This window comes from Achromobacter aegrifaciens, from assembly GCF_902859965.1.
GTDB classification, from domain to species: Bacteria; Pseudomonadota; Gammaproteobacteria; order Burkholderiales; family Burkholderiaceae_B; genus Achromobacter; species Achromobacter aegrifaciens.
The window spans coordinates 24,198-37,816 of the sequence record NZ_CADIKO010000003.1 but is presented as its reverse complement, the minus strand read 5'-3'; the positions used below and the strand labels follow the sequence as shown (position 1 = coordinate 37,816).

General features: G+C 65.9%; 13 protein-coding genes. 3 read left to right on the top strand and 10 right to left on the bottom strand.

What is annotated here, in order from left to right; all coding sequences use genetic code 11:
* Positions 1-50 precede the first annotated feature (50 nt).
* A complete protein-coding gene (gene pagP / locus HV793_RS19195; RefSeq protein ID WP_054457587.1) occupies positions 51-605 on the top strand; it encodes a lipid IV(A) palmitoyltransferase PagP in 555 nt (184 codons plus the stop codon).
* 13 nt (positions 606-618) lie between these two features.
* Here pagP and HV793_RS19190 read toward each other — a convergent pair whose 3' ends face one another.
* From HV793_RS19190 to HV793_RS19180, 3 genes are all read right to left on the bottom strand, one after another.
* Entirely contained in the window at positions 619-1,230 is a 612-nt protein-coding gene (locus tag HV793_RS19190) for a gamma-glutamylcyclotransferase (protein ID WP_054457588.1), read from the bottom strand.
* 160 nt (positions 1,231-1,390) lie between these two features.
* Positions 1,391-1,849 carry an Lrp/AsnC family transcriptional regulator gene (locus HV793_RS19185; RefSeq protein ID WP_042796425.1) on the bottom strand — a complete coding sequence of 153 codons (459 nt, stop codon included), beginning with the start codon at positions 1,847-1,849 and terminating at the stop codon, positions 1,391-1,393.
* An 82-nt stretch (positions 1,850-1,931) separates the two neighbouring features.
* Positions 1,932-2,714, bottom strand: a complete 783-nt coding sequence (locus HV793_RS19180; RefSeq protein WP_119449375.1) for an SDR family oxidoreductase — start codon at positions 2,712-2,714, stop codon at positions 1,932-1,934.
* 181 nt (positions 2,715-2,895) lie between these two features.
* Between HV793_RS19180 and HV793_RS19175 the strand changes: the two genes are divergently transcribed.
* The gene (locus HV793_RS19175) at positions 2,896-3,438 is read left to right on the top strand and encodes a cysteine dioxygenase family protein (RefSeq protein ID WP_175164475.1); all 543 of its coding nucleotides are present in this window, start codon (positions 2,896-2,898) and stop codon (positions 3,436-3,438) included.
* On the opposite strand, the gene HV793_RS19170 is transcribed toward HV793_RS19175, so the two are convergent.
* The 6 genes from HV793_RS19170 to HV793_RS19145 all read right to left on the bottom strand — a co-directional run bounded on the left by HV793_RS19170 (position 3,419) and on the right by HV793_RS19145 (position 11,745).
* Positions 3,419-5,113 carry a thiamine pyrophosphate-binding protein gene (locus tag HV793_RS19170; RefSeq protein ID WP_082401227.1) on the bottom strand — a complete coding sequence of 565 codons (1,695 nt, stop codon included), beginning with the start codon at positions 5,111-5,113 and terminating at the stop codon, positions 3,419-3,421. The two genes, HV793_RS19175 and HV793_RS19170, sit on opposite strands and share 20 nt — an antisense overlap.
* A 62-nt stretch (positions 5,114-5,175) precedes the next feature.
* Positions 5,176-6,162 carry a tripartite tricarboxylate transporter substrate binding protein gene (locus HV793_RS19165; RefSeq protein ID WP_175163960.1) on the bottom strand — a complete coding sequence of 329 codons (987 nt, stop codon included), beginning with the start codon at positions 6,160-6,162 and terminating at the stop codon, positions 5,176-5,178.
* On the bottom strand, positions 6,159-6,914 hold the full coding sequence (locus HV793_RS19160) for a GntR family transcriptional regulator (RefSeq protein ID WP_054457593.1): 756 nt from the start codon (positions 6,912-6,914) through the stop codon (positions 6,159-6,161). The genes HV793_RS19165 and HV793_RS19160 overlap by 4 nt, the downstream gene beginning before the upstream one ends.
* A 198-nt stretch (positions 6,915-7,112) precedes the next feature.
* Positions 7,113-7,832, bottom strand: a complete 720-nt coding sequence (locus tag HV793_RS19155; protein WP_175182184.1) for a VOC family protein — start codon at positions 7,830-7,832, stop codon at positions 7,113-7,115.
* A 13-nt stretch (positions 7,833-7,845) separates the two neighbouring features.
* Positions 7,846-10,581: a preprotein translocase subunit SecA gene (secA, locus tag HV793_RS19150; RefSeq protein WP_175182178.1), complete on the bottom strand. Its 2,736-nt coding sequence runs from the start codon at positions 10,579-10,581 to the stop codon at positions 7,846-7,848.
* Between the two features lie 192 nt (positions 10,582-10,773).
* Positions 10,774-11,745, bottom strand: a complete 972-nt coding sequence (locus HV793_RS19145) for a M23 family metallopeptidase (protein ID WP_054457596.1) — start codon at positions 11,743-11,745, stop codon at positions 10,774-10,776.
* A gap of 127 nt (positions 11,746-11,872) precedes the next feature.
* Here HV793_RS19145 and HV793_RS19140 point away from each other — a divergent pair, with 127 nt between their 5' ends.
* On the top strand, positions 11,873-12,280 hold the full coding sequence (locus HV793_RS19140) for a DciA family protein (protein ID WP_082401228.1): 408 nt from the start codon (positions 11,873-11,875) through the stop codon (positions 12,278-12,280).
* A gap of 296 nt (positions 12,281-12,576) precedes the next feature.
* On the opposite strand, the gene lpxC is transcribed toward HV793_RS19140, so the two are convergent.
* On the bottom strand, positions 12,577-13,500 hold the full coding sequence (lpxC, locus tag HV793_RS19135; protein ID WP_008160097.1) for a UDP-3-O-acyl-N-acetylglucosamine deacetylase: 924 nt from the start codon (positions 13,498-13,500) through the stop codon (positions 12,577-12,579).
* Positions 13,501-13,619: the final 119 nt, after the last annotated feature.

Here is a 13,619-nt window from a genome sequence, read left to right as displayed (position 1 = left end):
TGTTCCATTACAGTAATGGGATTGTCATCTCCCCCTTTTCAGCGCCCACAATGACCGCAAGATTCCGGGCGGCAATCCTTTGCCTGCTGCTCGCCACCTTCGCCGCCACCGCCCAAGCCTGTGACAGCATGCCCTCATGGGCCAAGTCCGCCTGCAACCGCCTGGACCAGATCTGGACCGAAGGCGGCAATGACCTGTACTTCACCGGTTATTCCTGGCACAACCGGGCCACCTACAGCAAAGAGAAGATCGACAGCTTCAACGAACTGGCCTGGGGCGGCGGCTACGGCCGCAGCATCTACGACGAAGATGGCGACTGGCAAGGCCTGTACGCCATGGCCTTCCTGGATTCGCACAGCAAGATCGAGCCCATCGCGGGCTACGGCTTCCTGAAGATCGGACGCGTCAGTGAAAACGTCCGTCTGGGCGCGGGCTACACCGTCTTCCTGACGGCGCGCCACGACATCATGAGCTATGTGCCGTTTCCCGGCATCCTGCCGCTGGTGAGCGCCAGCTATAAGGACACGATGCTCTACGCGACCTACATCCCGGGGTCAGCTGGCGCGGGCAACGTGCTGTTCATGTTCGGCCGCTGGCACTTCTGACGCACCCCAGGCCTCAGAAGACCTGCCCCAGCCTGCGCACCAGATCGCCCAGGCGCCAATCGTCGATGCCATGCGCGCGCAGGGCTCTCTCGGTTTCCACGACATAGTCCAGGCACGGCCCCGAATGCCCCACGGCATTGCGCACCGACGCCAGCAGACGGTCGTCGCTCAGGCCGGCCGCGTATTCCTGGCAGGCCCGGTTCAGCAGGAACACCAGCCCGCGCACCGGCGCGGCTTCGGTATGGCAGGTGAGCCAGCGCGGCGTGTAGGCGCCAGTGACCATTTCCCGGCGCCACAGCGCCTGGAACACCGCAGGCACGTCGCAGGCGGCAATCTGGAAGGCGACGCCGCGGCAGCAGCCGCCGCGGTCCAGGCCAAACACCAGGCCAGGATTGTCGGGCGAGCCGCGATGGTCGTGCGACCACAGGCACAGGGACCGGTGGTAGCCGCGCACAGTCGCCAGCCGCCGTTCGCGCCAGGTGAAACCGGGATGCCATATCAGGGAGCCGTAGGCGAACACCCACAGGTCGTCGACGCCGTTCCAGCCGCCCAGCAGGTCATCCACCGAAAGCGCGCGCCGCGAATTTTCCGTACCGGCGCAGCCGGCGGGTACTGCCAACGACATAGGGTCCTCTGATATCCCGATTTGTCCCATGATGGGAGTGGGGAATATCCTACGCCGTAGCCCGCGCAAAAGAATTGCGTGATGGGGGCCGGCCGGCAGGCCGAATGGAATTTGCATCCCCGCCGCCCCCTGCCATGGAAAAAAAATTGCGCGCGGCCGCCTACACCGCGTCCAGCGGCAATTCCGTGGTGCTTTTGATGACTTCCATCGAGAAGCTGGCGCTGACGTCCAGCAGGTCCACGGCGGCGATCAGACGCCGGTAGAAGCGGTCATAGGCCGCCATGTCCTCGACCACGACTTTGAGCAGGTAATCGACGTCGCCCGCCATGCGGTGGAACTCCACCACGTTGGGCAAGGCCATCACGGCATTGATCAGGCTCTGCGTCCATTTCTCGTTGTGCTGGCTGGTCTTGATGGAGACGAAGACCGTCAGGTTCAGGCCCAGCGCGCAGGGATCCAGCAAGATGGCGTTGCGGGCGATGACGCCGTCATCCTTCAGCTTCTGGATGCGGCGCCAGCAAGGGGTGACGGACAGATGCACCTGCTCGGCAATCTCGGCGACCGAACAGGTGGCGTCCTTCTGCAGCAAGGCCAGTATCTTGATGTCCGTCTGGTCCATGGGTTTCCTTGGCTGGATCGGCCCCAATGTTGCCTGTTCCGCCTGCCCGCGTCCAGCCTGCGCCCTCCCGGGGCGCCGGACTTCAGTAGGTCCCGGGGTAGCCGCCGCCGTCGATCAGGATGTTCTGGGCGGTCATGTAGCCGGCCTGCGCGGAACAGACATAGGCGCACAGGGCGCCCAGCTCCTCGGGCTGGCCATAGCGGCCAGCCGGGTTGGCGCGTCCGCGCTCGTCCCAGAGCTGTTCGAAGCTCTTCCCGCCGGATTGCTCCAGCATGCCTTGTATGTGCCTGACCTGCGCATCCGTGGCGAAGGCGCCAGGCAGCAGGTTGTTGATGGTGACGTTGTGGCGCACGGTCTGCCGCGCCAGACCGCTGACGAAGCCGATCAGGCCCGAACGCGCGCCGTTGGACAGGCCCAGCTCGGCGTGCGGCGCCTTCACGCTGCGCGAGACGATGTTCACGATGCGCCCGAAGCGCCGTTCGATCATCCCGTCCACGACCCGCCGGATCATGTCGATGGGCCCCAGCATCATGCTGTCCAGCGCGGCGATCCAGTCGTCGTGGCTCCAGTTGCGGAAATCGCCCGGCAGCGGGCCGTCCGCATTGTTGACCAGGATGTCCGGATGGGGACAGGCGGCCATGGCCGCATCCCGCCCTTGCGCCTGCGTCAGGTCGGCCGACACCCAGCCGACTCCTATCCCGGTCTCATGCGATATCTCGGCCGCGGCCTGCTCCAGCGTGGCCGGGTTACGTGCGGCGATCGTCACCGCCACGCCCTCGCGCGCCAGTTGCAGGGCGCAGGCCCGGCCCATGCCGCGGCTGCCGCCGAATACCAGTGCCGTCTTGCCGCTGATCCCCAGATCCATGCCTGACTCCCCTGTCATTGCGCTGCCCGGCGCAGCTTTGCGCCAACGCGGACCAGTATAGGAGCGCGCAGCTGCCGGGCGGAATGGAATTTTTTTCCAATCTGCGGCCCTGGCGCGCCGAATTTGGCAAAGGCATTCCAGCGCAAGCTCCTACCATGGAAGCTCTGCCCGGAGGCCTGCCATGTCTTCCATCCAACTCGCCGGCGGCGACCTGCAATCGCTCTGCGCATCGGTGCAGTCCGCCCAATTGAACGCCGCGCGCGCCCTGCTGCGCGACCTGGCCGCCAGCGTCGCCAACGCCGGCGACATGCTGCAGAACCTGCCTGCGGAACTCCGCGGTGGACGGGCCGAGTCCTACAGCCGCCATATCGCCTACGCCGACCCGCATGGCGCCTTTACGATGGCCTACCTTATCTGGCGTCCGGGACAGTTCAGCCCGGTGCATGGCCACAAGACCTGGTGCACCTACCAGGTGCTACAGGGCGAACTCACCGAAACCCACTACCGCTGGGATCAGGAATCCGCCATCGCCCAGGCCTGCGGCACGGTGATCCGCCGCCCTGGCGACATCGTCACCGCGACGCAAGGCCTGCGCCAGATCCACCGTCTGGGCAATGCCGGCCCGGACATCGCCGTATCGCTGCACATCTACGGCGTGGCCCGGGACGACCTCTGCACCGGTGTCAACCACCTGGTCGACAGCGTCAACCCATCCACTGGCTGACCGGCGCGGCCGCGTCCTGCAAGGGCTGCGCCACCACGTCGATCAGCGCCGGGCCGTCATGCTCCATCGCAGCCTTGATGGCGGCATCCAGCTTGGACGGATCCTCGACTCGCCAGGCCTTCACGCCATAAGCCTCGGCGATGCGGGCATGGTCGGTGCGGTTGAAGTCCACGCTGTAGTAGCGCTTGTCGTAGCCCGCCTTCTGGCTGGCCTTGATCCAGCCATAGACGGAGTTCGAGAACACCACCATCAGCAGCGGCGCCTTGTGCCGCACGATGGTTTCCAGTTCGCCCACCGTGAAGCCGAAGCTGCCGTCGCCCATCACCGACACGCATTTGGACTGCGGCCGGCCCACCCAGGCGCCCAGGGCGGCCGACATGGAGAAGCCCAGCGCACCGTGGGCGCGGTTGGTGATGAAGTGCCGGCCGGGGCGCGACACGTCGTAATAGGCGGAAAAATACGGGCAAGGCGTGCCGGGGTCGGCGCAGACCACCGCGTCGTCGGGCAGCAGGCGGTTCAAGGACTGCACCACGCGCTCGGGGCGGATGGGCGCGTCCAGACTGTGGGCCAGCGGCTCCAGCTGCGCACGGCGCGCCTCCTTGGCGCGGCCGGCCAGCACCGCGCCGTCGGCGGCGTCGGACGGACGGTGCGCCAGGCGCGCCGCCACCTCCACGCCCAGGGCTTCCAGCGCCAGCTTGGCGTCGCCCACCATGCCGACCTCGGTCAGGTAATTGGCGCCGATCACCATGGGATCGATGTCGATGTGCAGGATGGGCACGTCGCGGTTGGGGAAGCGCCAGTGCTCGGTCGAGGTGGAGCCCGCGCGGCAGCCGACGAATAGCACTACGTCGGCCGCGGCCACCACGTCGCGCGTCGCCATCACGCCGCCGTTGGAGCCGACCACGCCCGCATTCAGGGGATGGGTGTCGGCCAGGCTACCCTGCCCGCTCACGGTCACGCAGACCGCGGCCTTGAGCGATTCAGCCAGCTCCTGCAAGGCGCCGCTGGCGCCGGCGATGACCACGCCGCCGCCGCAGATGATCACCGGCGCCCGCGCGCTGACCAGCCGCTGCGCGGCGCGCGCGACGTCCAGGGGATCCGGCGCGTAGCGCATGGACGGGAAACGCCCGTGCTCGGGCTGGGCCCAGACATCGGACGCGTCCACCTGCTGCTTCATCACGTCGTACGGAAAGCACAGATGGGCCGCGCCAGGCTTGCCGGTGGTCATGGCGCGGAAGGCCGCGCGCACCATGCCGGGAATCTGGTCCGCGCGGTCGATGGTACGGTTCCACTTGGTCAGTGGACGGTACAAGGCTTCCTGGTCCAGCTCGGTCAGCGGGTACTTGCCGCGCGAGCCCACCGCCACGTCCGAGGTGATGCCAAGGACCGGAATGGACGATTCGTTGGCCTCCACCAGCCCGGGCAGCAGATAGGTCGCGCCGCCGCCGCTGGGGCCTTCGCACACGCCGACCTTGCCGGTCACGCGGGCATAGGCATCCGCCATGTAGCCGGCGCTGCGCTCGTCGCGCGTCAGGATGTGCTGCATGCCGTGGTCCAGACGGTACAGCGCGTCGTAGAACGGCAGGCTGGTGTCGCCGCACAGGCCGAATATGTGCTTGACGCCGTTGTGCTGCAGCATGCGCACCATGGCTTCGGCGCCGGTCATGTTTTCCATGTCATCTCCACTTGTGTTGCACGCGTCGCGGCCGGGCGCCTCAGCGCCAGGCCGCGAGCCGTTCAGTTGTCCAGATTGATGTTGCTGCTCTTGATGAAGGCGCTCCACCGGTCGTATTCCGACTTCACGTAGGCATCCAGCGCCGGGCCGTCGGAGGCCACGATCTCAAAGCCCGCGTCGGTCACTTTCTTGCGGATTTCCGGGTCGGCCAGTACGGCCTTGAAGTCGGCCGTCAGCTTTTTGACGGTCGCTTCCGGCGTGCCCTTGGGCGCGAACATGCCGCTCCAGGAATAGGCGACAAAGCCGGGGAAGCCGGATTCCGCCACGGTCGGCACGTTGGGCAGATCCGGCAGGCGCTTGTCGCCCGCCACCGCCAGCGGCTTGATCTTGCCGGCCTGGATCTGGCCGCGCAGCGCCGCGAAGCTCAGCCAGGTCATGCTGGCCTGGCCTCCCACCACCGCCTGGATGGCCGGTCCGCCGCCGCCGTACGGCACGTGCAGCAACTCCACCTTCGACAGGCGCTTGAGCTCTTCGGGCGCCAGATGGTTCAGCGAACCCACGCCCGTGGACGCGTAGTTGAACTTGTTGGGCGGCTGCTTGGCGGCCGCGGCCAGGAACTCCTTCAGGTTGTCCCCCGGCACGCTGGGATTGGCGCCCAGCACCAGCGGGAAACGCACCGTCTGCGAAATGGCGACGAAGTCCTTGAACGTGTCGTAGGGCAGCTTGGGTTTCACGGCGGGGTTGATGCCGTGGTTGTCGAAGCTGACCAGCAGCGTGTTGCCGTCGGGTTCAGCGCGCGCCACAAAAGCCGTGGCGATCTGGCTGGCCGCCCCCGGCCGGTTCTCGACCACGACCGCGCGGCCGCCCAATTGCTGAGACAGGCGCGGCTGCAGGATGCGCGCCAGGATGTCGGTGCTGCCTCCGGGCGGATACGGCACAACCAGCACCAGCGGCCGTTCTTCGGCGGCGGCCGGCGCGGCAACGAAGGCTCCCGCCGTGGCGGACAGCATGCATAGCGCAGCCAGTCCGCGCTTGATCCCGTGATTCATAGCTTTTCCCCTGCTTGTATGGTGTTGGCCGGCGCTGCCGTGGCGGGTTCGGCCTGGTCCCGCATGTAAATCGTGGAAAAACCCGTACGTATGACGTCGGTGATCTGGTCCAGGCGGCGGCCGATATGCGCGCTCATCAGTGCCGGCAAAGCGTCGATGTCACGCCGCTCCAGCGCCTCGACGATGCGCAGATGCTCGCCCTGGGTATGACTGCGGCGCCCTTGCAGCATGTCGATCCAGCGCACGAAATGGATGCGGGCGTTGACGCTTTCCAGCGCGCGCACGAACTCCTCGTTGCGCGAATAGCGCGCCAGCGTCAGGTGAAAGGCCTCATCGAGTTCCAGCAGGCGGGTGGCGTCGCTGTCCTCGGGCACGTCGCGCGAACGCTCGACGAATTCCCGCAGGCTTGCCAGCTCCTGGTCGGTGGCGCGCTCGCAGGCCGCGCGCACGATGCCCGCCTCCAACACTGCGCGGTATTCGTAAAGGCTGTGGATCTGCTTGGCGTCGAGCAGGCGGGCGATGAAGCCCCGGTTGACCGAGCGGGTCAGGAAACCTTCGACCATCAGCTGGTTCAGCACCTCGCGCAGCGGCGTGCGGCTGACGTTCAGCCTGCGGGCCAGCTCGACCTCGTTGATGCGCTCACCTGGCTTGAATTCGAAGCGCACGGCCATCGCCTTGACCGCGCCATACAGCTCGGCCTGCGCTTCCTTGGTGCGCGCTGCAGGCCGGATTGCGACTGAGGGTTGCGTCATGCCGGATCACCTGGTCGGTTGGATCGTCGGGAATGAACTGCATACTAAAGTGCATACACTTTACCCAACAACCCCGGGTTTCCCCGGAAGCGGGCTCTTGCCAGCCGCGTTCACCATGCCTTTCGGGACAAAAAAAAGCCCGCAACGCGGACGTTGCGGGCGATTTTGTCCTTGTCAGCGGCATCTGCCGCCTGGCGCTTACAGGCCGGTATCCAGCGTGTAATGCGCGCCGTCCTTGTTTTCCAGAGTCAGCGTCGACAGCGTAGGCCCCGCCGCTGCGGCATCCTGGCTCACATGGATGCGCAGGTTGGCCAGCGGCACATCCCAGCCACCGCTGGCGGCTTCGGCCTGCACGCCGGCCACCAGCGCCAGGCGCTCGGCGACCGCGCGCGCATCGGGCGCGCGGGCATCGATGCGCAGCAAGCTGCGCGCGCCGTTGGGATGCGCCATGAGTTCGGGCGACCACACGCATTCGGGCGTCAGATGGCGACAGAAATACATGCGGATGCCGGGCAAGGGCTGCTCGGCGAAACGCACGGTGTGGAAACGGGCCTGGACTTCCTGGCCGTCCAGCATGGCGGGACGGCTCAGTTCCTGGACGGGATTGACGGCAAAACCTGCCGCCAGCAGGCGCTCGCGGGTGGCTTCGGCGTCATGGGTGCGGAACACCAGCGCCTCCAGCCCGAACGGGGAATCAGCGATTTCCTTGCGCTCCGGCGGCGCGCCGGGCGGCCAGCCCAGCAATTCGACGTACGTGCCTTCCAGCACGATCAGGCGGTTGCACGACCCCAGGTTGTGCACCGCCTTGTCGCTCAGGTGAAAACCCTGGCGCTCGAAATGCGGGGCCAGCGCATCCAGCCGGTCGCGCACCATGACCACGGCATGGTCGAATTCAGTGCGGCCGACGGAATGCAGCATCATGGCTCCTGGATCAGACGAGCTTGCCGTGGCACTGCTTGTACTTCTTGCCGCTGCCGCAAGGGCACGGGTCGTTGCGGCCGACCTTGGGCAAGGCATTGCGCACGGGCTGCGCACCGCTTTCCGGTTCAGACTGGGCCAGCGCTTCGTCGTAGTCGGAATGGTGGTATTGCACGTTCTGCACGTGCGGCTGCGCCGCTTCGGCTTCGGCCTGTTCGACCTGCTCCTGCGACTGCACGCGCACCGTCATCAGCACCCGGACCACGTCGTCGCGGATGCGATCCAGCATGCCCGAGAACAGCTCGAAGGCTTCGCGCTTGTATTCCTGCTTGGGGTTCTTCTGCGCATAACCGCGCAGATGGATGCCCTGGCGCAGGTAGTCCAGCGCCGACAGGTGTTCGCGCCAGTGCGTGTCGATCGCCTGCAGCATGATCGAACGCTCGAACTGCGACCACGATTCCGTGCCCACCTGGTCGACCTTGGCCTGATAGGCCTCGCGCGCGGCGCTCACCACGCGTTCGCGCAGGTCGTCGTCGGTCAGGTTGGTTTCCTTTTCCAGCATTTCCGTCAGCGGCAGCTGCACATGCCAGTCAGCCTCCAGCGCCTTCTGCAGCGCCGGCACATCCCACTGTTCTTCCACCGATTCCGGCGGCACGTAGGTGTTGAACATCTCGGTCACGGCGGCGTCGCGCAGGTTCTGCACGGTGGCGCCCACGCTGGCGGCTTCCAGCACGTCATTGCGCTGCGAATACAGCACCTTGCGCTGGTCGTTGGCGACGTCGTCGTATTCCAGCAATTGCTTGCGGATGTCGAAGTTGCGGCCTTCCACCTTGCGTTGCGCAGTCTCGATCGAACGCGTCACCATGCCGGCCTCGATGGGTTCGCCCTCGGGCAGCTTCAGGCGTTCCATGATGGCGCGCACGCGGTCGCCCGCGAAGATGCGCATCAGCGAGTCTTCCAGCGACAGGTAGAAGCGCGACGAGCCCGGATCGCCCTGGCGGCCCGCACGGCCGCGCAACTGGTTGTCGATACGGCGCGATTCGTGGCGTTCGGTGCCGATGATGCGCAGGCCGCCGGCGGCCTTGACCTGCTCGTTCAGCGGCTTCCATTCGGCGCGCACCTTTTCGATGCGGGCGCTCTTCTCGGCATCGGACAGCGATTCGTCGGCGCGGATCAGGTCGACCTGCTTGTCGACGCTGCCGCCCAGCACGATGTCGGTGCCGCGGCCCGCCATGTTGGTGGCGATGGTGATGTGGCCAGGCTTGCCGGCCTCGGCGACGATCTCGGCTTCACGGGCGTGCTGCTTGGCGTTCAGCACTTCGTGCGGCAGCTTGGCTTTCTTCAGCAGGCCCGACAGCAGCTCGGAGTTCTCGATGCTGGTGGTACCCACCAGCACCGGCTGGCCGCGTTCGTGGCAGTCGCGGATGTCTTCGAGGATGGCGTTGTACTTTTCGCCGTCGGTCTTGAAGACCTGGTCGTTCTGGTCCTTGCGGACCATGGGCTTGTTGGTCGGGATGATGACCGTTTCAAGCCCGTAGATTTCCTGGAATTCGTAGGCTTCCGTGTCGGCCGTGCCGGTCATGCCGGACAGCTTTTCGTACATGCGGAAGTAATTCTGGAACGTGATCGACGCCAGCGTCTGGTTCTCGTGCTGGATCTTCACGCCTTCCTTGGCCTCGACCGCCTGGTGCAGGCCGTCGGACCAGCGGCGGCCCACCATCAGGCGGCCGGTGAATTCGTCGACGATGACCACTTCGCCGTCCTGCACCACGTACTGCTGGTCGCGGAAGAACAGCGTGTTGGCGCGCAGCGCCACCATCAGGTGGTGCATCAGCGCGATATGGCGCGGGTCGTACAGCGATTCGCCTTCCGGCAGGATGCCCAGGCGCGACAGGATGCCTTCGGCGTTTTCGTGCCCGGCTTCGGACAGGTAGACCTGCTGGCTCTTTTCGTCGACCCAGTAGTCGCCTTCGGGTTCCGGCTCCTGCGGCTTCGGCTCATGCGCCATGCGCTTGAGCAGCGGCGGCACCGCGTTCATGCGGACGTAGAGTTCGGTATGGTCTTCGGCCTGGCCGGAGATGATCAGCGGGGTACGGGCTTCGTCGATCAGGATCGAGTCCACTTCGTCGACGATGGCGTAGAACAGGCCGCGCTGGCGACGGTCTTCAACACGGTATTCCATGTTGTCGCGCAGGTAGTCGAAGCCGAACTCGTTATTGGTGCCGTAGGTGATGTCGGCCTGGTAGGCCGCCTTCTTTTCCTCGTTGGGCTGCTGCGGCACCACCACGCCCGTGCTCAGGCCCAGGAAGTGGTACAGGCGCCCCATCCATTCGGCGTCGCGGCGCGCCAGGTAGTCGTTCACCGTGACCACGTGCACGCCCTTGCCGGCGATCGCGTTCAGGTAGACCGGCAGCGTTGCCATCAGGGTCTTGCCTTCGCCCGTGCGCATTTCGGCGATCTTGCCGCTGTGCAGGGCGATGCCGCCCAGCATCTGCACGTCGAAGTGGCGCATGCCGAACACCCGCTTGCCGGCTTCGCGGACAACCGCGAAGGCTTCGGGCAGCAGATCGTCCAGGGACGTACCCTGGGCGTGACGGGACCGGAATTCCTCGGTTTTGGCCGCCAGCTCCGCGTCGGAAAGCGCGGAGATCTTGGGTTCGAGCCCATTGATCTGGGTTACCAGCTTGCGATACTGCTTAAGCAGCCGGTCGTTGCGGCTGCCTATGAGTTTTTTGAGCAGAGAAACCATGCGTATGTCGGCCGCACGAGCCACGCCGCGCCCACGAAAGGCCGGAGCAGCGTCACCCGTGACTTGATGTTATTGGTTGAGCGGGGGTCCGCTGGAAAACGAACCAGTTTAACGCACATGGAGCGCAATAGCCTGAACCTATGGCCAGGGTAGCGCTGCCGGCCGGTTTGACCGGCGCGGGCCCGCCCAGGTTCACTGGGCGGCGTGAGCCACCGTGGAAGGCGGTGCGGTCTGGTGCGGCCCCAGGAACAGGCGCGGGTCCAGCGGCTGCCCCGCCAGACGGACTTCGAAGTGCAAATGCGGCCCCGTGGAACGGCCGGAGCTGCCCACGCGGGCCACTTGCTGGCCGCGTTCGACGAGCTGCCCCTGCTTCACCATCAGGGAGGAAGCGTGGGCGTAGCGGGTGATCAGGCCGTCGCCATGATCGATCTCGACCATGTTGCCGTAGCCCGGCTGGAACTTGGACTCCAGCACCACGCCACCCGAGGCCGCCAGGATGGGCGTACCCGGAGGCGCGGCGAAATCCAGGCCTTCGTGCATGGCGCTGCGGCCGGTCACGGGGTTGCGGCGCCAGCCATACGACGAACTGAGGTAGGGATAATCGGTGATCGGCATCGCGGTCGGCATGCGCGCCTGGTCCGCCGACCGCTTGGTCAGCGCCGCGTCCAGCAGTTTCAGATTGTCGGACTGCTGGGCCAGCCTGGCCTGGATCTCGTCGAGCTGGCGGCCCAGCGCCTCGGCCGAGGCCGCGCTGGGCGGCGGGTGGTCGGTGAACAGATCGTCCATGACCTGGGTGGCTTCGGGCTGGGTCAGCGCCTCGGGTTGCGCCACGGCCAGCTGCTTGGCCAATTCGGGGTCGGTATAGGCCACGCCGGCCACCTTGGCCACGCGCTGGCCCAAGCCGTCGATGCTCACCAGCTTGGCCTGCAACGCACCGACCTTGGCGGCCAGCAGATTCATGTTCCCGCGCAGGAAATCGGCATCGCGCCCGGGTTGGCCCGCCAGGGGCCAGCCCACGGCATGTACGGCCGGCAGGATCGGAGTAAGGTATCGTTGTAATGCGGCGCCAAAGATGGCGGCCGTGATCAAGGCGCCCCCCAGAAACAGCGCGAGGCGCGCGCCGCCCAGGGTGAAATGCCCGTCCTGCCCGTCGCGGGCGTGCATAATCACGATTTTCAAGGTTTGCTTCCTAATTCTTAGAGCCGGGATGAATAGACCCACTTCATACCGTCAACGTTCCAGTTCCAGCCGGCGGAAAGAAGATACCGCCCTGGGATGGCTGGGTCATGACATGCGGGGCGCCGGAGTTCTGGCGACCGCCCGCAAGCACCTGCAAATTCAGTACGCGGTGGCGGCGGTTCTGCCCGCCCCGCTGGGCGCCGTATGCCAGGTGGGCAAGCTGGAAAACCAGTGCCTCCACCTGGTGGTGCCGAGTGCCGCGCATGCGGCCAAGATGCGTCAATTGGCACCGCGCATCGCGCGGTCCCTGGCAGACCAAGGCTGGAACCTTAACGAAATCGCCGTCAAGGTACAAGCGGGTTTGCCCAAGCCCGGCGCCCGTCAGCCGCGCCCACCCAAAGAGGCGCAACCGCTGGGCAATACCGCCCTGGGCGCGTTCGAGACACTGCACGGCAACCTGCGGCCCGGTCCTCTGGCCGACGCGGTCGCCAAGCTCTTGAAGCATCACAAGAGTAGCTGAAGCCGGCAGGGTTGTCCTTGATCCGGCGCCCCCGGAAACGAAGCGAAACCAAGTTCTCGGACGGATCGATACTATGGTTTGCCGCCGGTTTGCGCCTTAAGCGCTAGGGGATGACGACCGCAGTCATCCGTCGGGAACCGCACCGGGGAATTACCGCGAACGATCAGGAATCAAGCAAGAACCCCGTCGCGCAAGATGATAGCGCGGGCGCCGCGGAGCCGGCTTTGCCGGTCCGCCAGCGCCGCCCCCTCAGGGGGCCCGCGTCAGGGGGTTGGGGATGGGCCTGGCCTTGCCGCTCAGGCCAGCTTCCACTCGTGGCGGAACGCCTGCGGCGCCTCCGCCTGCGATTCGTAGGTGATCAGTTCCCAGGCATCGCGCTGCTCCAGCAGCGCGCGGGCCAGCTGGTTGTTCAGGCCGTGGCCCGACTTGCACGCGACATAGCGCGCCACCAGGGGCTTGCCCAGCAGATACAGGTCGCCGATGGCGTCCAGGATCTTGTGTTTTACAAATTCGTCGTCGTAGCGCAGACCGTCGCTGTTGAGCACGCGGTACTCGTCCATGACGATGGCGTTGTCCAGGCTGCCGCCGCGGGCCAGGCCCATGGAGCGCAAGGCCTCGACTTCGTTGACGAAACCGAAGGTGCGCGCGCGGGCGATTTCACGCACGTACGAATGCGTGGCGAAATCGATCTCGGCGAAATTGGCCGTGGAGTCGATGGCGGGGTGGCGGAAATCAATCGAAAACGCCAGCGCATAGCCTTCGTGCGGTTCCAGCCGGGCCCACTTCTCGTTGCGGCCTTCGCCTTCGCGCACTTCCACCGGCTTCAGGACGCGGATGAATTGCTTGGGCGCGTTCTGTTCGACGATGCCTGCCGAGCGCAGCAGGTAGACAAACGTGGCCGCACTGCCGTCCATGATGGGGACTTCTTCGGCAGTGAGGTCGATATGCAGGTTGTCGATGCCCAAGCCGGCCAGCGCCGACATCAGGTGTTCCACCGTCGACACGCGGACATTGCCTTGCTGCAGCACCGATGCCATGCGCGTGTCGCCCACGCCCGTGGCCTGCGCGGGCAGGTCCACGACCTGCGGCAGGTCGACGCGGTGGAAAACGATGCCCGTATTCGGTTGTGCCGGGCGCAAGGTGAGCTCGACCCGCCGTCCAGAGTGGACGCCGACGCCTGTCGTGCGGACGAGATTTTGAATGCTGCGCTGTCGGAACATGAGACTTGGGTGTTTTGAGCCAGGAAGCCGGCAAGAAGACGAGCAGATTGCCGGCGTAACTGACGTATTGTAACTCTGTCCGATCCCTGGCGCCATTTGGCGTCCGGACCGACCGATAC